This is a genomic window from Ensifer sp. ENS03, from assembly GCF_014852035.1.
Classification (GTDB): domain Bacteria; phylum Pseudomonadota; class Alphaproteobacteria; order Rhizobiales; family Rhizobiaceae; genus Ensifer; species Ensifer adhaerens.
Genome location: NZ_JACVAV010000001.1, coordinates 754,070 through 778,420, shown reverse-complemented (window position 1 = coordinate 778,420; position 24,351 = coordinate 754,070). Strand labels below are relative to the sequence as shown.

The following is a 24,351-nucleotide window of genomic DNA, read 5'->3' as shown; positions in this document are numbered from 1 at the left end:
TCCCCTCTTCCGTTTCCGCGGCGAATCCCGGAAAATGGGACATGGCCATCAAGCAGCTTTCAGAAACCCTCATCAACCAGATCGCCGCCGGCGAAGTGATCGAACGTCCGGCCAGCGCCGCCAAGGAGCTGATCGAGAATGCGCTCGACGCCGGCGCGACCCGCATCGAGATCGCGACCGCCGGCGGCGGCAAGACGCTGCTGCGGGTCACCGACAACGGCTCGGGCATGGCACCTGGCGACCTCGAACTTGCGGTCCGAAGGCACTGCACGTCGAAGCTCGACGACAGCCTCTTCGACATCCGCACCCTCGGCTTTCGCGGCGAGGCCCTGCCTTCGATCGGCTCGGTCGCCCGGCTGTCGATCACGACGCGCACGGCCGGCGCCAGCGAAGGCGCGGTCATTGCGGTTACCGGCGGCAAAACCGAGGCGGTCCGCCCGTCGCCCGCCAATACCGGCACCGTCGTCGAAGTGCGCGATTTGTTCTTCGCCACCCCGGCCCGACTGAAGTTCATGAAGACCGAGAAGGCGGAAGCGGCGGCCATTTCGGAAGTGGTGCGCCGCATGGCGATCGCGTTTCCGGCGGTCCGTTTCGTGCTCTCCGGCAGCGACCGCTCGACGCTCGAATTCCCGGCAACCGGCGACGACCGGCTGGCGCGCATGGCGCAAGTGCTCGGCAAGGATTTTCGCGACAATGCGATCGAGATCGATGCGGCACGGGAAGACGTCGAACTGACCGGTTTTGCCGGCGTGCCGACTTACAATCGCGGCAACTCGCTGCAGCAATATGTCTTCGTCAATGGCCGCCCGGTGCAGGACAAGTTGCTGCTGTCGGCGATCCGTGCCGCCTATTCCGAGACGATCCCGAGCGGCCGCTATCCGGTCGCCGTGCTGTCGATCACGCTCGACCCGGCGCTCGTCGACGTCAACGTGCATCCCGCAAAGTCCGACGTGCGCTTCCGCGACCCCGGCCTGATCCGCGGGTTGATCATCGGCGCGATCCGTCAGGCGCTGACGCGCGACGGCGACCGCGCCGCAACGACGGGCGCCCGCGGCATGATGCAGGCCTTCCGCTCCGGCGATTACCGCCCGCAGCCCTGGAGCGCCGAGACCTCACCGTCGCGGCCGACACAATTCGACGCCATGCTGCGCCATCTCGCTGAGCCGCCGCAGGCGAGCTTTGCAGCGTTTTCCGCCCCTTCGGCGCGTGTTGCCACCCCGTTCGATCGGGAGACGCCGGTGCCGGCACCGGAGGCACCGCAACCGGCAGCACCGCAATCCTTCCCGCTCGGCGCCGTGCGCGCGCAGCTGCACGAGAACTACATCGTCGCCCAGACCGATGATGGCCTTGTCATCGTCGACCAGCATGCCGCGCACGAGCGGCTGGTGTTCGAGGCGATGCGCACGGCACTGCATTCACGGCCGGTCGCCGCGCAGGCGCTGCTGATCCCGGAGATCGTCGATCTGCCCGAAGACGACTGCGACCGGTTGATGGCCCATGCGGAGGAGTTCTCCCGCCTGGGCCTTGCGATCGAGCGCTTCGGCCCGGGCGCGATTGCGGTGCGCGAAACGCCGGCCATGCTCGGCGAAATGGATGCCGTCGGTCTCGTGCGCCAGCTCGCCGACGAGCTTGCCGAATGGGATACGGCAAGCGGGCTGACGAGCCGGCTCGAATATCTCGCCGCGACCATGGCCTGCCACGGATCGGTGCGCTCGGGACGGCGCATGCGCATCGAGGAGATGAACGCGCTCTTGAGGCAAATGGAGGCGACACCCGGCTCGGGCCAGTGCAATCACGGCCGGCCGACCTATATCGAACTCAAGCTCTCCGATATCGAACGGCTGTTCGGTCGGAGCTGATCTTCACGCCTGGCGAAATGCGACTGGCATTTTTTCGGACGGCGAGCTAGACCAGAGAACCAATAACGAAGACGGAAACAGGCGCCGAGCATGATGAACCGGTTTGAAGGAAGCGCTTCGCGCGAAGCGAAGATCCGTTATCTCGACGGCGACTTTCAGATCGTGCTTGCGGGTTCGCACGTGGTCTGCGCGATGACCGGCAAGATCATCCCCGTCGACGAACTGCGTTACTGGAGCGTCGCCCGGCAGGAGCCCTATGTCGACGCGGAAGCCTCGCTCGAGGCGGAAAAGCGCGCAGGCGCGCTGCCCAACCAGCGCCGCTAATCAAGCCCGGACACCAACAACGGCACTCCGGCGCCACGACCCACACGGCGCCGTTACTTAGCCGCGCCTTCGCGCAGCTTGCGGGCACGCGCCGCGGCAAGCGCCGTCTCGATGATCTTCTTCGGCGCCATCGGGTCGTCGAAGCGCACATCGATCTCGATCACCCTGCTCGCTGCGGCGAGTTCGGCGGCGCGGCCGTGGCCGGGCTCCAGGCGCACCCGATCCTTGGCGGTGGTAACGAGCTGGCAGCCGAGCGCTGCAGCCTGGTCGAGCAGATCGGCGATTTCGTCCTCGGAGAAATGGTGGTGGTCGGGAAAACTGCGGGTTTCCTCGATGACGGCGCCCGTCTCCCGAACGGTGCGGTAAAACTTCTCCGGATCGGCAATGCCCGCCCAGGCAAGCACCTTGACGCCATTTAGCGATCCGTCGTCGTGCCTTATGACGTCGGCTTCGTAGATCTGCTTGCCGGCGCGGGCGGCGCGACGGATCAGGGCGTCGGCCTCGGTGCCGTCACCGATCTTGAGCAGGGCCGTGGCGTGGCGGAGCTGGTTCGACAGTGGCGCCCGCACCGGGCCCGCCGGCACCAGATAGCCGTTGCCGATGCCGCGGCGGGAATCGATCACCAAAAGCGCGAAGTCGAAGGCCAGCCGCGCGCTCTGGAAACCGTCGTCCATGATGATGATGTCGACGCCTTCCTTCACCAGCCGACGAGCCCCATCGACGCGGCGGCGGCAGACGACGGTCAAGGCCTCCTTCGCCAACAGCAACGGTTCGTCGCCGACGTCGCGGGCGCGATGATGTTCCAGATCGACGACGGTCGTCACGTCGAGCGAGCCGCCATAACCGCGGCTGAGGAATCCGGGCTTCAGCCCCTTTTCGCGGATGACGCGGGCAAGCGCGATGGAGGTCGGCGTCTTGCCGGCGCCGCCGACGGTGAAATTGCCGATGCAGATGACCGGGACCGGCACGGAGGCGCGCTGCGCGCGATCCATGCGCATGCCGGCAATCCGTCCGTAAACCCATGAGAACGGCCACAACGCGCGCGCACGCCAATCCGCCTTGGTCCACCAGAATGGCGGCGCTTCCGATACCATCTTCGTTCCGTGGCCTCCCGGCCGCTCAGGTCCTTCCGTTTCCGGGAGGGACGGTTTGTTCGCCGGTCGAAACCGGCGGATTGCGACAAAAAACGTCAGAACGGGAAAAAACGCAAGCTATGGAGACCGATACGGCCACGGCAGGGGCGCTGAACCGGGCCGATCACGATGCACAACTAAAGGCAATCGCGGCAAGCCGCTGCCGCAACTCGATCTAGAGGACAGCTTCGAGTTCGGTGATATCCGAGAGGCAATGGTCGGAAGCCGCCGCAAGCGACTGGCGCGAGCCGGTACCCGTCAGGACGGCGACCGTCATGCCGACGCCGGCGCTGCGGCCCATGTGCATGTCGTGATTGTTGTCACCGACGACGACCACCTGCCGCGGCTCAAGGCCGGTCGCAGCACAAAAGCCAAGCACCATGCCCGGCTCCGGCTTGACGCCGTAGCCGCTGTCATAGCCCGCCACATAGTGCAGGTAATCCTCGAAGCCGAAGCGCTTTGCCGTTTCGCGGATCGAACGCTCGTTGTCGCTCGAGGCGACACCGAGGCGGTAACCTTTGGCGTGCAGCCCGGCGAAGAAGGCGCCGAGATCGGTCACCGGCACCGCATATTCCGCCGAGCGCGCAAACAGGCCGTCAAGCAGGGTCGTCAGTTCGGCAATCGTGAAGGGCGCGCCCGCGCCGACGAAGCCGGTCGCGATCTCGACCGTGTTGCCGGCGGCAAGCAGGCTGTCGGGCAGCACGTGGCCGGTGTCGGCGTCCATGCCGCCGGCTGCAAGCAGCGTGCGGGCCAGAGCCTCATCACCCTTTGCCGCGATCCGCGCCAGTTCGTAGTTCACCGGTACCCAGCTCTTTGCGTAGTCGAGCAGGGTTCCATCCTTGTCGAACAGGATGCCGGCTATGGCTTTGGCTGCGGTCATGACGAGGCTTCGTCTCCTGCTGGATCAGTTGTCGGTCGGCGGGTTGAGACGCGCCTTGACGACGAGCGGATTGATATAGGGCTCAAGTCCCTTCATCGTCGCCGACAGGGCACCGCGCATCTCTTGCACGGTTTCGAGGCCGGCATCGATCATCGAGCGACGCATGTCGTCGTTGGCGAGCAGATAGTTAACGCCCTTGGCCAGCATCTCGACGTCGCGCACGATCTTGGCGCTGCCGTTCTTGGCCAGCGTCTGATAGGTCTCGCGAAAGTTCTGGACGTTGCCGCCGGAAAGAATGGCGCAGCCGAGCATCGCCGGCTCCAGCGGGTTCTGACCACCCTCGGCAAACAGCGACCGGCCGACGAAGGCGACCTCGGTCAGGCGAAGATAGAGGCCCATTTCGCCGATCGTGTCGCCGAGGAAGATATCGACGTCGGGCGTCAGCGGATCGCGGCGCGTGCGCCGGGCGACCTTCAGCCCCTTGGCCGTCAGCGCCGCCTCGATGGCGTCGCTGCGATCGGGATGACGCGGAACGATGATCGTCAGAAGGCCGGTTCGCTCCTTGAGCGCACGGTGCACGACGCCGGCGGCCGCCTCCTCGCCGTCGAAGGTCGAGATCGCCGCCCAGGTCTTGCGGGCGCCGATCTGCTGGCGATACTCCTTCAGCGCCTGCGGATCGTGTGGCGGCGCGTCGGTGTCGACCTTGAGATTGCCCGACACCATGACCGGCAGCGCACCGAGCGTGCGGAAGCGCTCCGCATCGACATGGGACTGGGCAATGACGAGCGCGAGATTCTCGAACAGCGCGTCGGCGAGCGCCGGTCGGCGCTTCCAGCGCGCGAAGGTCCGGTCGGACATGCGCCCATTGACCAGAACCTGCGGGATATGGCGGCGGCCGAGTTCCAGGATGGTCATCGGCCAGATCTCGGATTCAGCGATGATCGCCAGATCCGGCTCCCAGTAGTTGAGAAACCGGCTGACGGCCGGCTTGAAATCGAGCGGGACATACTGGTGGATCACCGTCGACCCCAGGCGCTCGGCCACGACACGCGCCGAGGTCATCGTCCCGGTCGTCAGCACGACGTGGATACCGCGCCGCCTGATTTCCTTGATCATCGGGATGACGGCGTTGGTTTCGCCGACGCTTGCCGCGTGGAACCAGACGAGGGGGCCCTGCGGCCGCGGCTCGCTGGCATGGCCGTAGCGCTCACGGCGGCGCGCCGGATCCTCCTTGCCCTTCGCCGCGCGAATGGCAAGGTAGGACCAGACGAGAGGATAGATGGCCGAGCCGATCCAGCGGTAGCTGGACAGCGCCAGGCGCGCGCGAAAGCTGCTCATGACAGGCCACCTTCCCCGGCCGTTCCGGCCCGGAGAGACTTAAGGGCGACTGGCATGCGGGTAAACACCGCGCATCCCGACCTCATCGGCATCAGCCGTTTTCCGGGTCGAGCAGACGGTGCATGTGGACGATGAAGTAACGCATGTGAGCGTTGTCGACGGTCATCTGCGCCTTGGATTTCCAGGCAGTCAGGGCGCTGTCGTAGTCCGGGTAGATGCCGACGATATCGAGCTTGTCCAGGTCGCGGAAATGTACGTCAGTCAGCGTGGTGAGTTCGCCGCCGAAGACGAGGTGCAGACGTTGTTTTTTCTCGGTGTCGTGAGCCATCGGACTTCCATTTATTCTTGTTGGGTGTGGGCGTTGATTTGAGGCATTCAGCCTCAAAGGTCAATGGGGCTCCATGGACCGCGATGCGGCGATCAGGCCCGGCAAGAGCGGCTCTGCCGCCGCGCAGAGAACCCCGTGAACGACAGTCGATCGATTGTAAGAGAGCGGCTGCGCATCGAGATCGACCAGCGCGCCGCCGGCGCTCGTTAGAATGAGATCTGCTGCAGCCAGGTCCCAGTCGTGGGAGTTCTTCTTCACCAGCGTGCCGTCGATCCGCCCGTCGGCAACCATGGCCAGCCGATAGGCAAGCGACGGCACATGCGGGATACGGGTAACGGCGCTGCGATAGTGCGCCGGAAGCTTGCCGATCGTGTCCTCGGCAGCCGCCAGCTGCAGTGTTTCCCCGGGTTTTGCCTCGCGCACCGAGATTTGGGCGCCGTTTTTCAGTGCACTGCCGCCTGCGACCGCCTCGAAGAGTTCATCGAGCGCCGGGGCATAGAGCACGCCGGCAACGGGCTGGCCGCGATGCACGACGGCGACGCTGACGCACCAGAGTTCCTTGCCGGCGATGAAAGCCCGCGTGCCGTCGATCGGATCGACGACGAAGACCGTTTCGCGCGACAGCCGGCTCAGATCGTCGTCCGTCTCCTCCGACAGCCAGCCGTAATCGGGCCGGGCCGCAAGCAAGCGCGTCTTCAGCACATCGTTTGCGGCAAGATCCGCCTCGCTTACCGGCGAGCGGCCTTCGTTCTTCCAGCGGACGTCGGGCGCCTTGCGGAAATAGCCGAGCGCGGTTTCGCCGGCGACAACCGCCGCGGCACGGATCACGTCGAGATCCGGCTTCCAGTCCGCGCCCGGTGGTGCTGTGTCAGACATTCAAAACCCCGTCAGCCCGCCTCTCCCTTGTCCGGAAGGCGGGATCGGCGCGGGCTTCCCGCGCCTGCTTTTCCAGCGGCCTTGTCAGAGGCCGGCGAGCGTCATGCCCTCGATGGCGAGCGTCGGCGCCGCGACGCCGAACTTGCGGTCGATGTCGTCTGCCGGCGTCAGCGCCATGAACATGTCTTTGAGATTGGACGCGATCGTGACTTCAGAGACGGCAAAGGTCAGCTCGCCGTTCTCGATCCAGAAGCCGGAGGCGCCGCGGCTGTATTCGCCGGTCACCATATTGACGCCCTGGCCGATCAGCTCGGTGACGTAGAAGCCGGTGCCAACCCCACGGATGAGATCGTCCCGCGAGATCGATCCCGGCTCGAGCGCCAGATTGGTCGAGGACGGATTGACCGTCGGACCGCCGCGCACGCCGCGACCGTTGGTCTGAAGCCCGAGTTCGAGCGCTGCCGATGTGGACAGGAACCAGTGGTTCAGCACACCATCCTCGACCATCGCCAGTTTCTCGCCGCTGACCCCTTCGCCGTCAAAGGGACGCGAGGAGGAGCCGCGCACGATCAGCGGGTCGTCGGTCACGGAAAGACCCGACTTCAGGATCTGCTTGCCCATCATGTCGCGCAGGAAACTCGTCTTGCGGGCGACAGCCGCGCCATTGATGGCGCCGGCCAGATGGCCGACGAAGCCGCGGGCTATGCGTGGGTCGAAGACGACGGTGACATTTTTGGCGGTCGGCACCTGGCGCGGATTGATGCGGGCGACCGCGCGCTCGCCGGCTAGGCGGCCGATTTCGTCGGCGTCGCGCAGGTCGGCAAAGAAGAGGCGGCTATCATAATCGTAGTCGCGCTCCATCTTGGTGCCCTCGCCGGCAATCGCGCTGACGGAGCGGCCAAAGCGGGTGGCCATGTAGGAGCCGGAAAAGCCATGCGAGGTGACGAGTACCAGCCCGCCCATACCGGCCGATGCGCCAGCGCCGCTGGAATTGGTAACGCCCGAGACCGCAAGTGCCGCCTCTTCGGCGGCAAGCGCTGCCTCGGTCAGGATTTCAGTGGAAACCGCCGTGGCGTCGAAAAGGTCGAGGTCCGGATAGGACTTCGCCAGCCGGTCGGCGTCCGCCAGCGCGGCGAAGGGATCCTCCGGCGAAGCCTTGGCCATGGCAACCGCGCGCTCGGCGAGCAGCTTCAGGTCAAAACCCGGATTGGCCGAAACGCTGGCGACACGCCGTCCGACAAAAACACGGAGCGAAAAGTCGTCGCTTTCGGAGGCTTCCGTCGCTTCGACCTTGCCGAGGCGGACGGAGACGGAGCGGGAGCGCCCGCGCACCACCACCGCGTCCGCCGCATCGGCGCCGGCCTTGCGGGCGAGGTCCACGAGTTCGGATGCGCGTTTTTCGAGGTCGGCAGAATCGATCGTGTCTGACATGGTGTGGCCTTTCATTCCTGCCCCATTTATTGTGCGGCGAAGCAGGCATCAAGGGCATCGACCCGATTCCCGCTCAAACACCGCAAATGAAGCGCTCTCGAATGCACCGCTTGGGGGCCGGGTTCAGCAACAGTGAAAGCCTGAGGCATGGCAACGACACCGATCATCTATTCCCAGGCCCTGATGCTGCTCGGTGGCGCAGTGATCGCCGCTCCCATCTTCAAGCGGCTCGGGCTCGGCACGATCCTCGGCTACCTTTCGGCCGGCGTGCTGATCGGACCTGTCGCCCAAAGCATCACCGAAGGCGAGCAGATCCTGCACGTCTCGGAACTCGGCGTCGTCTTCCTGCTCTTCATCATCGGGCTCGAACTCAAGCCTTCGCGCCTCTGGCAGATGCGGCGCGACATCTTCGGCCTCGGCACGGCGCAGGTGCTGCTGACAGGCATCCTGCTTTCCTACGCCATCTATGCCCTCGGCCTCCTCGATCATGGCGGCAGCATCATCGCCGGCTTCGGACTGTCCCTCTCGTCGACGGCATTCGCCATGCAGATCCTCGACGAGGGCAACGACCGCAACACGCGCTACGGGCAACGCGCCTTCTCGATCCTGCTGCTGCAGGATCTCGCGATCGTGCCGCTTCTGGCGCTGATCCCGCTGCTGGCGGCACAGGCGCCCGAGGACACCACGCCGCCGCTCGAGGATTTCGCCATCGCCACCACTGCGATCGTCGTGCTCTTCGCTGCCGGGCGCTACCTTGTGAATCCGCTGTTCCAGCTCATCGCTCGCACCGGCGCACGCGATGTCATGATCGCCGCCGCACTGCTTGTGGTCATGGGGGCGGCGACCATGATGCAGCTCGCCGGATTGTCGATGGCCATGGGTGCCTTCCTTGCAGGCGTGTTGCTGGCCGAGTCCTCCTACCGCCATGAACTCGAGGCGGATATCGAGCCGTTTCGCGGTATCCTGCAGGCGCTGTTTTTCATGGCGGTCGGCCTGTCGCTGGAGCTCGGCGTCATCGTCGAGCGGTACCAGCTGATCATCATCGCCGTGCCGCTGCTGATGGCACTGAAGAGCCTGGTTCTCTATTGGCTCTGCCGCTTCACCGGATCACATCACAATGACGCCGTGCGCATCAGCCTGCTTTTGCCGCAGGGCGGCGAGTTCGGCTTCGTGCTGTTCACGGCGGCGGCAAGCGCCGGCGTCTTCTCGGACGGCAACGCCTCGCTGCTGGTCGCGATCGTGACCCTGTCGATGGCGCTGACGCCCCTTGCCTCCATGCTCGCGCCGAAATTGATGCGCGAGCAGGACGAGATGGACGAAGAGATCGAAGAAGACTTCGATGGCGCCAATGCCGATGTGCTGATGATCGGCTTCTCCCGCTTCGGCCAGATCGCCGCCCAGATCCTGCTTGCCGGCGGTCGCGATGTGACGATCATCGATCATTCCGCCGCGCGCGTGCGCCAGGCCGCGACCTTCGGCTTCCGGATCTATTTCGGCGACGGCAACCGCCTCGACGTGCTGCGCGCCGCCGGCATCGAACGGGCCAAGATCGTCGCCGTCTGCACCCAGAAGAAGGAAACGACCGACCACATCATCGATCTCGTGCAATCCGAATATCCGAATGCACGCATCTACGCCCGCTCCTACGATCGTCTGCACACGCTGGAACTGCGCGCCAAGGGTGTCGACTACGAGCTGCGCGAGACCTTCGAGTCCGGCTTGCTCTTCGGCCGCAAGACGCTGGAGGCACTTGGGGTCGGCGACGACGAGGCGATCGCGCTCATGGACGACATCCGCAAGCGCGACGAGGCGCGCCTCGTGCTGCAGGAGGCCGAGGGCATCACCGCCGGCCGCGACATGCTGCACTCGCGGCCTGTGCGTCCGGAGCCGCTGGTCAAGCCGAAGCGCGAGGTCGACCATTCGCAAGAGACCGGCGAACGGATCCTCCCGGGCCTTCCCGCGGACGAGCGCGAAAGCGCCTAACCGCTCACGCTGCGACGGCACGCGCCGTCATTGCCAAGGTTGTTCAGGCCCCAAGCTTCAAACACCAAGGTTCAGGTGAGCCTTGGCGCTGTCATCCGCTCTTCGAGTGCGCGCTTGAGTTCGTCCTTGATCGCAGCCGTTGCGTTCAGCACGTCTTGGGCGCGCAGGAAATCCATCACGCGGTAGCGGCCGACATCGGGACGCAACAGGATGTCCGGCGCCCCCTCCTTCAGCTTCATGGCGATGATCGACTGCATCATCAGCTGGCTCGCGCCGAACAGGCTGTCGATCCGGCTCGGGATCGCCTTGCCGTCGCCATCCGGCCCGCCGACGACATCGACCGCAATGACGATATCGGCAAGGCCGCGCAGGTGATCGAAGGGAATGGGATTGTAGATGCCGCCGTCGATCATGACCCGCCCGTCGATCCGGACCGGCGTGAAGATCGCCGGCAGCGCCGCAGACGCAGCCAGGGCCTTGCGGAGGTCGCCCTTCTCGCAGATCTTCTCCGTCTGACCGTAATAGTCGGTGGCGACTACCTTCAGCGGGATTTCGAGGTCGGAGAATTTTTGCGGGATGGCCTCGGGCAGGAAGGCCTTGAGCACCCGCTCGACATTGAACTGGCCGAAACGGAAGCCGCTCGCCATCGCTTCGGAAAGGCTCGACGGCCGCAATTGCCACAGGCGGTTGACCACTTCGCGCCGGTGGCCGACGGTGGAAAGCGTATGGGCCCGGATCTCTTCGCCGCGCAAACCCGCCGCCATGCCCGCGCCCATGATCGCGCCGATCGACGAGCCCGCGATCGCGACCGGCCGAATGCCGAGTTCATCCAGCGCCTCGATGACATGGATATGCGCAAGACCGCGGGCGCCGCCACCGCCAAGCGCCAGCGCGACGGTGGGCCGCGCCGGGGCTTCCGCCGATCCATGCGTCATCGAAAGATCCTGCTTCATCGGCATGCCTCCGCGCTGGGCGGGTTGAGAAAATGGCGTCGTCCGGCTGAGCCTATCCCGGCAACTCAACCGAAATTACGGCATCAGGCTCCGCGAAACCGATAGAAATGCATGCGCGTGTCGCCGAACACCCTGACGTCAAGGTTTTCGAAGACTGCGACCGGCGCCGGCTGGACATCTGCCCGCTCTTCGAGGATCACCAGGGCGCCGGGCACCAGCCAGTTGCCGATGGCAGCCGACTCCAATGCCTTTTCGCCCAGCCCCTTGGCGTAGGGCGGATCGGCGAAGACGAGATGAAACGGCTCCATCGTACCGACGCCGCCAAGGCTCGTGGCGTCGCGCCGGAAGACCTTGGCCCGGCCCTGCAGGCCGAGCGTCTCGACGTTGGTCTGGATCAGGCCCCTGCCCTCGACGCCCTGCTCGACAAAGAGCGCATGCCGGCATCCGCGCGACAGCGCCTCGAAGCCGACGGCGCCGGTGCCCGCGAAAAGGTCGAGCACACGCGTGCCGTCGAGCGCGTCCGGATAGGAATGGCTCAGAATGTTGAACAGGCTTTCGCGCGTCCGGTCCGTGGTCGGCCGGATATCGTTGGACTTGGGGGTCGCCAGGCTGCGACCCCGAAACTCTCCGCCGACGATCCGCACGACCGCTTAGTTTCCTCTGCCGCGCGGCTTGCCGCCGCCAGCCGGGCGCCCGCCGCCGGAGCGACCAGGACCGCCGGGGCGTCCACCGCCGGGCTTGCCGCCACCAGGCTTACCGCCGCGCGGACCGCCGGAGCGTTCACCGAAGGATTTTCCGCCCGAGGGCTTGCCGCCGAACGACTTGCCGCGAGGCTTGTCGCCAAACGGACGGTCGCCACCTTCGCGACGCGGCGGACGGTCACCGTCAGCGCGTGGAGCCCGCGGCTTGTCGAACCGGCGATCACCGCCGTCGCTGCGAGCCGGACGGTCACTGAACGAACGCTCACCGCCTTCGCGACGCTGCGGACGATCACCGTCGGCGCGTGGCGCCCTCGGCTTGTCGGAATAGCTGCGCGGTCCGCCTTCGGAGCGGGCTGGCCGGTCGCCGCGTGGACGGTCACCATCCTCGCGGCGCTGAGGGCGATCGCCGTCGGCGCGCGGATACCGCGGCTTGTCGGAATAGCTGCGCGGTCCGCCTTCAGAACGGGGACGGTCGCCGCCGTCACGGCGCGCAGGACGGTCACCGTGATCGCGCGACCTGCGGTCACCCGCGTCGCCCGACTTGCGCCGGCCGAAACCGCCATCGCGGCCCTCGTCCTTGCCGCGACGGGCAGGTTCGCTGGCGCTGATCCATTCGCCCTCGTCGTCGCGACGCTTGACCGGCGCGGCAGACGCCGGACGATCGGCGCGGTCGAAGTCTCTGTGCGGGCCACCCTTGCGGTCCGGGTCGAACTTGCCGGTCGTCTTCGTCGCCAGACCATCCTTGTTGCGGCCGTAGCGCTTGGACTTCGGCGCGCTTTCCGGACGCTCGCGACGGGCGGACTTCTCGGTGGCATCGCCATCAACGGACTTCGGCTTCTTTTCGGCGAGCGGGCGGGCGCCCGGCGCCATCCAGACATTGGCCGTGCGGGCGCGCTGAGCCGGCGCGCGCTTCGGCCGATCCTCGAACTTGGCGTCGCGGTCTTCGCGCGGGCCACCCTTGCCGCGGGCACCATCCTTGCCACGACCACCACCGTCGCGGCGGTCGTCACGACGGGTGTCCAGACGAGAAAGGGCACGCTCGCGCTTGTCCTCCGGCTTTTCCCAGCGGTTGTTGCGCTCCGGCCTGCGCGTGTCGGCGTCGTCGTCTTCAGCCTCACCGGCAACGGTCGCCGCCTGATCATTGTAAAGCGGCGCGTCGAAGTTCGCCTTGGCGTCCTCGATCAGGCGCGGTCCCAATTGGTCGCGCAGCGTGCGTCCGCGAATTTCCTGGACGTGTCCCTCCGGCAGTTCGCCGAGCTGGAACGGGCCGTAGGAGATGCGGATCAGGCGGTTGACGTCGAGGCCGAGCGCGCCGAGCACGTTCTTGATTTCGCGGTTCTTGCCTTCGCGAAGCCCCATCGTGATCCAGACGTTCGAGCCCTGGACGCGGTCGAGCGTCGCTTCGATGGCGCCGTACAGCACGCCGTCGACGGCGATGCCGTCCTTCAGCTTGTCGAGCGCTTCCTGATCGATCTCGCCATGGGCGCGCACGCGGTAACGGCGCAGCCAGCCGGTCGACGGCAGTTCGAGCACGCGGGCAAGGCCGCCGTCATTGGTGAGGAGCAGCAGGCCCTCGGTGTTGATGTCGAGGCGGCCGATCGACAGAACCCGCGGCAGCTCGTCCGGCAGGTTCTCGAATACGGTCGGACGGCCCTCCGGGTCGGCATTGGTGGTCACCAGACCGGCCGGCTTGTGATAGAGCCAGAGGCGCGTGCGCTCGATACCGCGGATCGGCTGGCCATCGACCTCGATCGCATCGGCGAGCGTCGCGTTGACCACGGGCGTGTCGAGGATGACACCGTTGAGCCTGATGCGGCCTTCCATGATCATGCGCTCGACGTCGCGACGCGAGGCAACGCCGGCGCGCGCCAGGATCTTCGAGATGCGCTGCGGCTCGTCGGCGGCCGCTGCAGCCGCTGCCGGGCGCTCCCGGGCCGGACGCGAAGCGCCGGCCTTGGGATCAGACGTCTTTGCGTCGAAGCTCCTGCCGGGGCCCTTGGCACCGAAAGACTTCGGGCCGGAAGCCTTGGCTCCTGCAGCCTTTTTCGGCGCAGCGCCCTTCTTGTCGGCGAAATGCGGTTTCTTGTCCCGGCCAGCGGACTTGCCGCCAGGCCGCGTGGGCTTGTCTTTGGATGTCATTTGTGTTGCCTGCCTTTTGCGGCTGTCCTATCAGGTCGCGGCCCGTGGGTTAAGAGAAATTATTGTTTGAGCGATGGCTGAGACGACACGCTTCATGGATGCGGCCCTTGAAGAGGCCCGCAAGGCTGCCGAACGCGGCGAAGTGCCGATCGGCGCCGTGGTGGTTTTCGACGGCCGGATAATCGCCAGCGCCGGCAATCGGACCCGCGAGCTCAACGACGTGACGGCCCATGCCGAAATTGTCGCGATCCGCGAAGCCTCCGCAGTCCTCAACGACGAACGGCTTGCTGGCGCCGACCTCTACGTGACGCTCGAGCCGTGCACGATGTGCGCCGCGGCGATCTCCTTTGCGCGCATCCGCCGCCTTTACTACGGCGCGGACGATCCGAAAGGCGGTGCGGTCGACAGCGGCGTACGGTTCTTCGGCTCGCCCACCTGCCATCACGCCCCCGACGTCTATTCCGGCCTCGCCGAGCGGGAATCTGCCGAGATCCTGAGGGATTTCTTCGCCAGCAAGCGCTGAGAAGGCACGTCCGTATTCTTGCTTCAGTCGGCTGCGAAGCTCGTCAGTGCTGCGCCCGAGAGACGGTAGCGCGTCCATTCCGACATCGGCTCGGCACCCACGGCCTCGTAGACCCGGATCGCCGGCTCGTTCCAGTCGAGAACGCTCCACTCGAAGCGGCCGCAGCCTTCCTCGACGGCAATCCTTGCCAGGTGCTTCAGTAGCATCTTGCCGGCGCCCGAACCGCGGCAATCCGGCGTGACGTATAGATCCTCGAGATAAAGCCCCTTGCGCGCCTGCCAGGTGGAATAGTTGTAGAACCACATGGCAAAGCCGGCCGGCTTGCCGTCCTTCTCGCAGATCACGGCGCGGGTGATGGCGCCCGGGCCGAAAAGCGAATCCTGGAGCATCCCGACCGTCGCCTCGACGGCGTCGGGCTCTTTTTCGTAGATGGCAAGTTCCGTGATGAAGCGCAAGATCGTCTCTGCATCTTCCGGGCGGGCGTCGCGAATGCTGATGGTCATGGCTCTGGCGCTGCTTAGGCAATTCCAGAAAACGCGCGAAGTGCTTTCGTCCGGAGCTGCATGGATGCAAAAGGGTGAGGCATTCGCCGTTTCAAATGAAACGGCGAACTGGTCTTAGAAGGGCCAATACCACTTGCTGCCGGAATTCTTGACCTGCGCTTCCTTCTTGCGGCGGCGCTCCTTGTCCTTCTCCGGCTCGCCGAGGTCGGTCTCCGTGCCCTCGGGCAGGCGGCGGTAGTCGAGCGGCGGATCGCTCAAGAAGCGGCGCTTGTCGGAATAGGCGCCCTGCTCGACCTTGCGGGCCTCGCGGTAGGCCTCCTGCTGCTCCTTTGCCGAAAGGCGGCGGCCGTTGGCGCTGGCCTTGGCAAGGGGGGAGACGTAGTTCGGGTTGTTCTTGTTGGCGTCGGCCTCTTCACGCAGGCGGTTGCGCACCTCTTCCGGAGACTCGACCCATTCCGGGTTCCCCTCACGGCTGGCGAGCGACTTCTGCGGCTCGACGAGTGACGCCTGCTGGGTGGACGGCGGCAGCACGAGACCAGGACGCGGCTGGTACTTGACCGGATCCCGCTTCGGCGGACCGAAGCTGGCGACGCTGCCGAGGTCGTCCATGAGCTGCTCGCCGGCCGTCTTGTCCGTGCCGTAGGTCGGCCCGCCGATGCAGCCCGTAAGCACCAGGCCGCTCGTCAAAATGGCGGCCACGCTGGCAAACACTCGCAACTCTCGCGTCATTTCCATGAGATTCCTTCCAGCCGGCCACCAGTCAGCGCGGCCACTCAAGCGCCCATGGCGGAGAAATCCGCCAAATTTCGGGCAGGTTTTACCGGATGAACGCAAGGAGTGCAATTCATCCGGTAACAATGCGTTAAGCCTTGAAACCAAGCTCGCGCAAGGCAGCGGCATCCCGGGCGGACACGTCCGGGTAGAGTGCGTCAGAACCGACATCGGTCGTGATCCGCCAGGAGCGAGCACATTTCTGGCCCTCGGCAAGCTTCGGCACGACGCTGACCTTGGCCACGTCAGCCAGCCGGAACGCGTCGGCCGGACCTTCGGTGGTCTCGACAGTGATCCCCGAGGTGATGCAGATCTCGGCGAAATCCTGGCCTTCCAGCGCCTTCAACAGCTCCGGATCGGCCACGTGGACGACCGGTGCGGCTTCCAGCGACGAGCCGATGCGCTTGTCCTTGCGTTCGATCTCGAGCGCGCCGGTGACGACGGTGCGGACCGCACGGATCTTCTCCCACTTGGCTTCGAGCGCATCGTTCTTCCATTCCGCCGGGATCGCCGGGAACTGTTCGAGGTGCACCGAGACCGCATCGGGCTTGCGCGACAGCCAGGCCTCTTCGGTCGTAAACGGCAGCATCGGCGCCAGCCACAGCACGAGGCAATCGAAGAGCTTGCGGATGACGGCGAGTGCCGCACGGCGGCGCAGGCTCGACGGCGCGTCGCAGTAGAGCGCATCCTTGCGAACGTCGAAATAGAAGGCCGAGAGTTCGACGTTCGAGAAATCGATCAGCGAACGGGCGATCTTCTTGAAGTCGAAGGCGTCGTAGCCTTCGCGCACGACCTGGTCGAGTTCGGCCAGGCGATGCAGCATCAGCTTTTCGAGTTCCGGCATCTCGGCATAGGCAATTTCCTCGCCCTTGTCGTGGGCGAGCGTGCCGAGCATCCAGCGGATCGTGTTGCGCAGCTTGCGATAGGCGTCGATGTTTGTCTGGATGATCGTCTTGCCGAGGCGCTGATCTTCCCAATAATCCGTCGTCATCACCCACAGGCGCAGGATGTCGGCGCCGGCATCCTTCATCACCTCTTGCGGGGTGACGGTGTTGCCCTTGGACTTCGACATCTTCTCGCCCTTCTCATCCATGGTGAAACCATGGGTGACAACGGCGTTGTAGGGTGCGCGGCCGCGCGTGGCGCAGGCTTCGAGCAGCGAGGAATGGAACCAGCCGCGATGCTGGTCCGAACCTTCGAGATAGACGTCGGCCGGCCACTTCAGGTCCGGACGGTCTTCGAGCGTGAAGGTATGGGTCGAACCGCTGTCGAACCACACGTCGAGGATGTCCATGACCTGATGCCACTTGGCATGATCGTGGTCGTTGCCGAGGAAGCGATCCTTGGCGCCTTCGGTGAACCAGGCATCGGCACCTTCCTGTTCGAAAGCGTCGAGGATGCGAGCGTTGACGGCCTCGTCGATCAGGATCTCGCCCTGATCGTCGGCAAAGATCGCGATCGGAACGCCCCAGGCACGCTGGCGCGAGAGCACCCAGTCCGGACGGCCTTCGATCATCGCACGCAGGCGGTTCTGGCCGGCGCCCGGAACGAAGCGGGTGTCGTCGATGGCAGACAGCGCGCGCGAACGCAGGGTCGTGCCATCACCGAAGGCCTTGTCCATGTAGACGAACCATTGCGGCGTGTTGCGGAAGATCACCGGCTTCTTCGAGCGCCAGGAATGCGGATAGGAATGCTTGAGGCGACCGCGAGCGAAGAGCGCGTGACGGGCGATCAGCGCCTTGATGACGCGATCGTTGGCGTCGCCCTTCTTGCCCTTGTCGTCGATGACGCGGCCGGCGCCACCTTCGGCGTCCGGGCCGAAACCATGGGCGTCAGCGGTGAAGTATCCGGCGTCGTCGACCGTGAACGGGATCGCCGAGGAGATGCCGCGGGCTTCGAGCGCGCGGGCATTGTCCATCCAGGCATCAAAGTCCTCGCGGCCGTGGCTCGGGGCCGTGTGCACGAAGCCGGTGCCGGCATCGTCGGTCACGTGGTCGCCGTCGAGCAGCGGCACCTTGAAGGCGTAGCCGCCGCCCAGACCGTGCAGCGGATGGGCGCAGGTCACGGACGACAGTTCATCGGCCTCGAGGTCGCGAACGAAGTTGAAGGTGAGCTTCGCCTTGGCGGCAGACTCATCGGCCAGGCGCTTGGCAAAGATCAGCTTCTCGCCCGGCTGGGGGCCGAAATCGTTCTCGGCGGTCGCCACTTCGTAGAGGCCATAGGCATAACGCGACGAGTAGGCGATGGCGCGGTTGCCGGGGATGGTCCAGGGCGTGGTCGTCCAGATCACAACGAAGGTGCCGGCAAGGCTGTCGGGACCTTCGGTGACCGGGAACTTCACCCAGATCATGTCGCTTTCGACATCGGCGTATTCGACTTCGGCTTCGGCAAGCGCCGTGCGCTCGACGACCGACCACATGACAGGCTTCGAGCCGCGATAGAGCTGGCCGAGCTTGGCGATCTTCATCAGTTCGCCGGCGATGCGCGCTTCGGCGTGGAAGTTCATCGTCGTGTAGGGATTGTCGAAGTCGCCCTCGATGCCGAGACGCTTGAACTCCTCGGCCTGCACCTGGATCCAGCCGGCGGCGAAATCGCGGCATTCCCGACGGAATTCGTTGACCGGAACCTCGTCCTTGTTCTGGCCCTTCTCGCGGTACTTCTCCTCGATCTTCCACTCGATCGGCAGACCGTGGCAGTCCCAGCCGGGCACGTAGTTGGCGTCGAAACCGCGCATCTGGAACGAGCGGTTGATGACGTCCTTGAGGATCTTGTTCAGCGCGTGGCCGATGTGGATGTTGCCGTTGGCATAGGGCGGGCCGTCGTGCAGCACGAACTTGTCGCGGCCGGCAGCCGATGCGCGCAGCTTCTTGTAGAGGCCCATCTTCTGCCAGCGGGCCACCGTTTCCGGCTCCTTCTGCGGCAGGCCTGCGCGCATCGGAAATTCCGTCTGCGGCAGATAGAGGGTCGAGGAGTAGTCGATCTTTTCAGCGGTGTCGGTCATGGTTTTTGCAATCGCTTCTTCGCGCGAACGGCCGCGCATACGAAATGGGCTCGGTATCGAGAGATGACTGGGGCGTCGGAAACGCCGAAATCCCGGACCTTCCGGCTGATCACAGCACGCGGAAGGCCGGGCCAATAATTCGCTGATCGATGATCAATCGACGGTGCCGGGTCATGGTGGCCGGTTGTTTAAGGCGTTTTCGGCCTTTTGAAAAGGTCCGCCGCCGCGCGAAGACCGAAATCTTTTATCGGGCGAAGTTGAGCTTGCGGTCGATGTCGCCGAGTGGCGTGACGCCGGAAAGCAGCGCGCGGGCCTCGGCCTCGTCCTGCCGGATCTGCGCCACCAGCGGATCGAGGCCATCGAATTTCAATTCGTCGCGCAGGTGACCGAAGAAAGTCACGGCGCAGACTTCGCCATAGAGATCGCCGGAGAAGTCGAAGACGAAGGTCTCGAGCAGCGGTTCGCCGTCGCTGTCGACCGTCGGCCGGCGCCCGAAACTGGCGACCCCGTCGTAAAGCGAGCCGTCGGGACGACGGAAGCGCACGGCGTAGATGCCGGGTCGGAGTTCCACCTCGGGTGCAAGCCGCATGTTGGCGGTGGGAAAACCGAGTTCGCGACCGAGCTTCTTGCCGCCGATCACCTCGGCTTCGACGAGATAACGGTAGCCGAGCATGCCCGCGGCCTGGGCGACATCGCCTTCGCCGAGCAGCGCACGGACATAGCTCGACGAGATGACGGATGCATTTTCATCACGGAAGGCATCGACCAGCGTCACACCAAACCCGTTGTCGCCGCCTGCCGCCATCAGAAAGGCAGGCCCGCCTTCGCGGCCCTTGCCGAAATGAAAGTCGAAACCGGTCACCACATGCGAGGCATGCAGCCATTCGAGCAGGATGCGGTGGATGAAATCCGAGGCGGAAAGCTGAGAGAAGGTACGGTCGAAGGGATATTCGATGACGGCGCCGAAGCCCATGCCTTCGAGGATGCGCGCCTTCAGCGGCGCCGGCGTCAGCCGGAAGACTGGAGTGTCCGGGCGAAAAACGGTTCGCGGATGCGGCTCGAAAGTCAGGACCAGCGCGGGCACGCCGCGCGACTTGGCCTCCTCCAGCGCCCGGTTAAGGACCGACTGGTGGCCGCGGTGAACGCCATCGAAATTGCCGATGGCGACGACACCGCCGCGCAAGTGCTCCGGAAGCGGATCACGGGTCTCGTTGCGATGAAAAACCGTCATCTCCGTCTTCCCGTCAGGCGAGCCGTGGCATCCAGTATTTCGGCGAGGCGCCCTCCTTCTTGAGGAAGGCGGCAAGCTTCGCCTCGTCGGTCCGGCTTTCGTTCATGTATTCCTGGGCGTGGATACCGGCGCTGATATAGAGCAGATCCAGGCCCGCGTCCTGCGCGCCCTTGACGTCCGTCGGCATGCCGTCGCCGACGGCGATGACACGGGTCAGGTCAATCGCTCCGCGCGCGGCCTTCGCCTCGCCCAGGGCGGCGCGATAGATCGCGATATAGGGTTTGCCGGCGATGCGCGCCTCGCCACCCAGCTCTTCGTAAAGCTTGGCAATCGCACCGGCGCAGGGGATCAGCCGGTGACCACGCTCGACGACGAGATCCGGGTTGGCGCAGATGAACGGGATCTTGCGCTTGGCAAGGCCCGTCAGGGTCGCGCGGTAATGCTCAGGCGTTTCAGTCTCGTCGTCATAGAAGCCGGCGCAGACGACCGTCTCGGCATCTTCCGAGGAAACGATCTGCGTCCCCAGACCCTCGAGCAGGGGCAGGTCGCGCTCGGCGCCGATGAAGAAGATCTTCTTGTCGGCGGCAGCGATCAGCGCCCGGGTCACGTCGCCCGAAGTGACGATCCGGTCATAGGCTTCGTCGGGCACGCCGAGACTGCGGATCTGCACCTTCACCATCGGGCTCGGGCGCGGCGAATTGGTGATGAGTACGACGGTCAGTCCGGCGGCGCGCGCCTCGGCCAATGCTTCACAGGCGGAGGCGAAAGCCTGCACGCCGTTGTGAAGCACTCCCCAGACGTCACATAAAACGACATCGTAGCGCTTGGCGATTTCGCGAAAACTGTTGATCCTTGCGGCCATTCTGGCTTCCTGCAAACACGGTTTCCGGCTTGCATGGCAAGGAAGGCAGGAGATTACAAGTCTCGTCTCCCGAAAAAGGCGCACCCTCCCAAGGATTCCGGCGGTCTCGAGAACCAGGAAAAATGCACTGCAGGTGCGGCCCGCCGCGCAGAAGCACATTGTCGTGGTTATCAACCGTCAAAATCCCGCCCATGCCACTCATCGACGCGATCGCCCACATTTCGCCAAGAATGGGCTAGGCTGCCTGTGCCCGCGCCTGCTGCGCCCGTCCAGGGCACCTGCCGTCAGCAAAAAATCTAGGCGCCGATCCTTGACTCACCCCATACCCAAGCTTATCTCGGCATCGCTAGCACTCGATAAATGAGAGTGCTAACACCCATCCATCGGGTCGATCAGCGATCCGTAATGTCATTTGATCGAGGGATTAGACTAATGGCAAGCACCAACTTCCGCCCGCTGCACGACCGCGTCGTCGTTCGCCGCGTTGAGTCTGAAGAGAAGACCAAGGGCGGCATAATCATTCCGGACACCGCCAAGGAAAAGCCGCAGGAAGGCGAAATCGTCGCCGTCGGTTCGGGCGCCCGTGACGAAAGCGGCAAGGTCGTTGCCCTCGACGTCAAGGCTGGCGACCGCGTTCTGTTCGGCAAGTGGTCGGGCACCGAAGTCAAGATCAACGGCGAAGACCTTCTGATCATGAAGGAAGCCGACATCATGGGCATCATCGGCTGATCAGCCGGCGTCCACCCCTTTTTATGACAACCAATGGGCAATGAGCCCGGGAGTTTTCTCTAATGGCTGCAAAAGAAATCAAGTTCGGCCGCACCGCGCGCGAAAAGATGCTGCGTGGCGTCGACATCCTCGCTGACGCCGTAAAGGTCACGCTCGGCCCGAAGGGTCGTAACGTCATCATCGACAAGTCCTTCGGCGCTCCGCGCATCACCAAGGACGGCGTATCGGTCGCCAAGGAAATCGAACTCGAAGACAAGTTCGAAAACATGGGCGCCCAGATGGTCCGCGAAGTTGCTTCGAAGACCAACGACATCGCCGGCGACGGCACCACGACTGCAACCGTTCTTGCCCAGGCGATCGTTCGCGAAGGCGCAAAGGCTGTTGCTGCCGGCATGAACCCGATGGACCTGAAGCGTGGTATCGACCTCGCTGTCACCGAAGTCGTCAAGGATCTCCAGGCCAAGGCCAAGAAGATCAACACTTCGGAAGAAGTTGCACAGGTCGGCACGATCTCGGCCAACGGCGAGCGTCAGATCGGCCTCGACATCGCTGAAGCGATGCAGAAGGTCGGCAACGAAGGCGTCATCACGGTTGAAGAAGCCAAGACCGCCGAAACGGAACTCGAAGTCGTCGAAGGCATGCAGTTCGACCGCGGCTACCTGTCGCCCTACTTCGTCACCAACCCGGAAAAGATGGTCGCTGACCTCGACGACGTCTTCGTTCTCCTTCACGAGAAGAAGCTCTCGAACCTCCAGGCCATGCTCCCGGTTCTCGAAGCTGTCGTTCAGACCGGCAAGCCGCTCCTCATCATCGCTGAAGACGTCGAAGGCGAAGCTCTTGCAACGCTCGTCGTCAACAAGCTGCGTGGCGGCCTGAAGATCGCTGCCGTCAAGGCTCCGGGCTTCGGCGATCGCCGCAAGGCCATGCTCGAAGACATCGCCATCCTGACGGGCGGCACCGTGATCTCCGAAGACCTCGGCATCAAGCTCGAAAACGTCACGCTCGACATGCTCGGCCGTGCGAAGAAGGTTTCGATCTCCAAGGAAAACACGACGATCGTCGACGGCGCCGGCCAGAAGGCCGACATCGAAGGCCGCGTTGCCCAGATCAAGGCCCAGATCGAAGACACCACCTCCGACTACGACCGCGAGAAGCTGCAGGAACGTCTTGCCAAGCTCGCTGGCGGCGTTGCCGTGATCCGCGTTGGCGGCTCGACGGAAGTCGAAGTGAAGGAAAAGAAGGACCGCATCGACGACGCTCTCAACGCGACGCGCGCTGCTGTTCAGGAAGGCATCGTACCGGGCGGCGGCGTTGCCCTGCTGCGTTCTTCCGTCAAGATCACCGTCAAGGGTGCAAACGACGACCAGGAAGCCGGCATCAACATCGTTCGTCGCGCTCTGCAGGCTCCGGCCCGCCAGATCGCTGAGAACGCTGGTGACGAAGCCTCCATCGTTGTCGGCAAGATCCTCGACAAGGACCAGGACAACTTCGGCTACAACGCCCAGACCGGCGAATACGGCGACATGATCTCGATGGGCATCATCGACCCGGTCAAGGTCGTTCGCACCGCCCTTCAGGACGCTGCTTCGGTTGCCGGCCTCCTCGTCACGACGGAAGCCATGATCGCCGAACTGCCGAAGAAGGACGCCCCGGCTGGCATGCCTGGCGGCATGGGCGGCATGGGCGGCATGGACATGATGTGATAATGGCGACAGCCTTATCGCAGCATCGTCCATAAAGCTTCGCCCATGCACTTAAAGTGGTTCAGCGCGTCAAGCGCACTGAACGGGCGGCATGGACATGATGTGATAACGGCGAAAGCCTTATTGCAAGGATCCATCCGGATCGGAAAGGCGGCCTTCGGGTCGCCTTTCTTGTTTTTTATCAATGCCACTCATCGCCGGAGAGCATCTGCCGAACAGTCGGCAGGAAAAAACCCATCGGTTGTAGTCAGGCTTCAAAAAACCGTTGAAGTCGAAAAAAAACGAACTATAACAGCGCCCCAAGTGAGCGAAGATTGAGGGGAGACTGGGCGGCACACTTAAGGCAGACAGGCAATCGCCGGGGCTTTTTCGTATTCGCTGCCCATCCGGAAATTCTTCGAGACTATACCTAAAGAATAAAAGTATTTAATCGCAAATTAAGCCGACACTCTCCTTCGAAATAAGTTCGCCGGCGAGATCCACTACTATCTATAGACCTTTCTACTTGAGAAAACACCCACATCACGTGGCGTGCGCTCTCGTATTGGTCATGTCGGGCGCAGTTTGCACATTGGGACGCGTTTCCCTGGGGCGCCGAAGGCAGCTCCGGGAACTCTGCTGGGGTAGACCGTGTTTAAGATCACCAGAGCAAATTCCGCTCCCCTCGGCTCTTCGGGACATCTGCATCCGGGCCTACCGCATCATGAATTCATGGAGCAGTTTTGCGTCTCGGAGGGGTGGTCCGGCGACCTGTCGACGGGCCTGTTCCGGCTCGGCGAGAAGGCGGCCGCGATCCATGGCCTGCGTGACGGCGAGTGCGGCCTTCTGAACTTCGTTCGCTGCTACGATCCGGCCGATCGCAATCACGTGCTCGAACTGTTCGAACAGGCGGCAACGAGCTGCTCGTCTTTCTGCTTTTCGACGACGATCGCGCTCGAGGAGTCCGGCCAGAAGCAGCCGCTATTCTGCATCGGAGAATCCTCCGGCCTCGAACAGCGCTATTCCGGCATGATCACCGGCATCTTTTTCTTTCCACGGTTTCTCGTGGAAGTCGCGGGCCGCGCACTGCTGCGCCAGTAAGCC

Annotated in this window: 21 protein-coding genes; 7 read left to right on the top strand and 14 right to left on the bottom strand. The window is 64.3% G+C overall.

All coding sequences use genetic code 11. The annotated features are described in order from the left end of the window. Window positions 1–41 precede the first annotated feature (41 nt). Both mutL and IB263_RS03780 read left to right on the top strand, forming a co-directional pair. A complete protein-coding gene (gene mutL, locus IB263_RS03785; RefSeq protein ID WP_192437635.1) occupies window positions 42–1,859 on the top strand; it encodes a DNA mismatch repair endonuclease MutL in 1,818 nt (605 codons plus the stop codon). Window positions 1,860–1,949: 90 nt separating this feature from the next. Continuing rightward, window positions 1,950–2,183, top strand: a complete 234-nt coding sequence (locus IB263_RS03780) for a DUF2093 domain-containing protein (RefSeq protein WP_034801006.1) — start codon at window positions 1,950–1,952, stop codon at window positions 2,181–2,183. 53 nt (window positions 2,184–2,236) lie between these two features. Here IB263_RS03780 and lpxK read toward each other — a convergent pair whose 3' ends face one another. The 6 genes from lpxK to IB263_RS03750 form a co-directional block, all read right to left on the bottom strand. Next, entirely contained in the window at window positions 2,237–3,277 is a 1,041-nt protein-coding gene (lpxK, locus tag IB263_RS03775) for a tetraacyldisaccharide 4'-kinase (RefSeq protein WP_192437633.1), read from the bottom strand. Between the two features lie 214 nt (window positions 3,278–3,491). Beyond that, a complete protein-coding gene (locus tag IB263_RS03770; protein WP_090294873.1) occupies window positions 3,492–4,196 on the bottom strand; it encodes an HAD family hydrolase in 705 nt (234 codons plus the stop codon). A 24-nt stretch (window positions 4,197–4,220) separates the two neighbouring features. Next, window positions 4,221–5,534, bottom strand: a complete 1,314-nt coding sequence (waaA, locus tag IB263_RS03765; RefSeq protein ID WP_192437631.1) for a lipid IV(A) 3-deoxy-D-manno-octulosonic acid transferase — start codon at window positions 5,532–5,534, stop codon at window positions 4,221–4,223. 91 nt (window positions 5,535–5,625) lie between these two features. Continuing rightward, a complete protein-coding gene (locus IB263_RS03760) occupies window positions 5,626–5,862 on the bottom strand; it encodes a DUF4170 domain-containing protein (RefSeq protein WP_043620984.1) in 237 nt (78 codons plus the stop codon). A 60-nt stretch (window positions 5,863–5,922) separates the two neighbouring features. Then, entirely contained in the window at window positions 5,923–6,738 is an 816-nt protein-coding gene (locus IB263_RS03755; protein ID WP_192437628.1) for a 3'(2'),5'-bisphosphate nucleotidase CysQ, read from the bottom strand. Between the two features lie 84 nt (window positions 6,739–6,822). Beyond that, complete coding sequence (locus IB263_RS03750) at window positions 6,823–8,169, bottom strand: TldD/PmbA family protein (RefSeq protein WP_192437626.1); 1,347 nt, start codon at window positions 8,167–8,169, stop codon at window positions 6,823–6,825. Between the two features lie 147 nt (window positions 8,170–8,316). Here IB263_RS03750 and IB263_RS03745 point away from each other — a divergent pair, with 147 nt between their 5' ends. Then, on the top strand, window positions 8,317–10,152 hold the full coding sequence (locus IB263_RS03745) for a monovalent cation:proton antiporter-2 (CPA2) family protein (RefSeq protein WP_192437624.1): 1,836 nt from the start codon (window positions 8,317–8,319) through the stop codon (window positions 10,150–10,152). Window positions 10,153–10,223: 71 nt separating this feature from the next. Here IB263_RS03745 and IB263_RS03740 read toward each other — a convergent pair whose 3' ends face one another. From IB263_RS03740 to IB263_RS03730, 3 genes are all read right to left on the bottom strand, one after another. Then, window positions 10,224–11,105: a patatin-like phospholipase family protein gene (locus IB263_RS03740; RefSeq protein ID WP_112770501.1), complete on the bottom strand. Its 882-nt coding sequence runs from the start codon at window positions 11,103–11,105 to the stop codon at window positions 10,224–10,226. An 83-nt stretch (window positions 11,106–11,188) separates the two neighbouring features. Further along, complete coding sequence (rsmD, locus tag IB263_RS03735; RefSeq protein ID WP_034800983.1) at window positions 11,189–11,749, bottom strand: 16S rRNA (guanine(966)-N(2))-methyltransferase RsmD; 561 nt, start codon at window positions 11,747–11,749, stop codon at window positions 11,189–11,191. A 6-nt stretch (window positions 11,750–11,755) separates the two neighbouring features. Beyond that, window positions 11,756–13,945, bottom strand: coding sequence for a pseudouridine synthase (locus IB263_RS03730; RefSeq protein WP_192437622.1), 2,190 nt, complete (start codon window positions 13,943–13,945; stop codon window positions 11,756–11,758). A 73-nt stretch (window positions 13,946–14,018) separates the two neighbouring features. Between IB263_RS03730 and IB263_RS03725 the strand changes: the two genes are divergently transcribed. Next, window positions 14,019–14,468, top strand: coding sequence for a nucleoside deaminase (locus IB263_RS03725; RefSeq protein ID WP_034800979.1), 450 nt, complete (start codon window positions 14,019–14,021; stop codon window positions 14,466–14,468). A 23-nt stretch (window positions 14,469–14,491) separates the two neighbouring features. Here IB263_RS03725 and IB263_RS03720 read toward each other — a convergent pair whose 3' ends face one another. From IB263_RS03720 to IB263_RS03700, 5 genes are all read right to left on the bottom strand, one after another. Further along, window positions 14,492–14,971, bottom strand: a complete 480-nt coding sequence (locus IB263_RS03720) for a GNAT family N-acetyltransferase (RefSeq protein ID WP_034800977.1) — start codon at window positions 14,969–14,971, stop codon at window positions 14,492–14,494. A 114-nt stretch (window positions 14,972–15,085) separates the two neighbouring features. Then, window positions 15,086–15,706 carry a hypothetical protein gene (locus IB263_RS03715; RefSeq protein ID WP_192437620.1) on the bottom strand — a complete coding sequence of 207 codons (621 nt, stop codon included), beginning with the start codon at window positions 15,704–15,706 and terminating at the stop codon, window positions 15,086–15,088. Between the two features lie 127 nt (window positions 15,707–15,833). Beyond that, on the bottom strand, window positions 15,834–18,743 hold the full coding sequence (ileS, locus tag IB263_RS03710) for an isoleucine--tRNA ligase (RefSeq protein WP_034801431.1): 2,910 nt from the start codon (window positions 18,741–18,743) through the stop codon (window positions 15,834–15,836). Window positions 18,744–18,987: 244 nt separating this feature from the next. Continuing rightward, on the bottom strand, window positions 18,988–19,974 hold the full coding sequence (locus tag IB263_RS03705; protein ID WP_034800973.1) for a bifunctional riboflavin kinase/FAD synthetase: 987 nt from the start codon (window positions 19,972–19,974) through the stop codon (window positions 18,988–18,990). Between the two features lie 13 nt (window positions 19,975–19,987). Then, complete coding sequence (locus IB263_RS03700) at window positions 19,988–20,836, bottom strand: TIGR01459 family HAD-type hydrolase (protein ID WP_034800971.1); 849 nt, start codon at window positions 20,834–20,836, stop codon at window positions 19,988–19,990. Between the two features lie 432 nt (window positions 20,837–21,268). Here IB263_RS03700 and groES point away from each other — a divergent pair, with 432 nt between their 5' ends. From groES to IB263_RS03685, 3 genes are all read left to right on the top strand, one after another. Further along, window positions 21,269–21,565: a co-chaperone GroES gene (gene groES, locus IB263_RS03695; RefSeq protein WP_004675403.1), complete on the top strand. Its 297-nt coding sequence runs from the start codon at window positions 21,269–21,271 to the stop codon at window positions 21,563–21,565. A gap of 62 nt (window positions 21,566–21,627) precedes the next feature. After that, complete coding sequence (groL, locus tag IB263_RS03690) at window positions 21,628–23,268, top strand: chaperonin GroEL (protein WP_034800965.1); 1,641 nt, start codon at window positions 21,628–21,630, stop codon at window positions 23,266–23,268. 630 nt (window positions 23,269–23,898) lie between these two features. Further along, window positions 23,899–24,348 (top strand): hypothetical protein, encoded by a 450-nt coding sequence (locus IB263_RS03685; RefSeq protein WP_034800963.1) that lies wholly within the window; start codon window positions 23,899–23,901, stop codon window positions 24,346–24,348. Window positions 24,349–24,351: the final 3 nt, after the last annotated feature.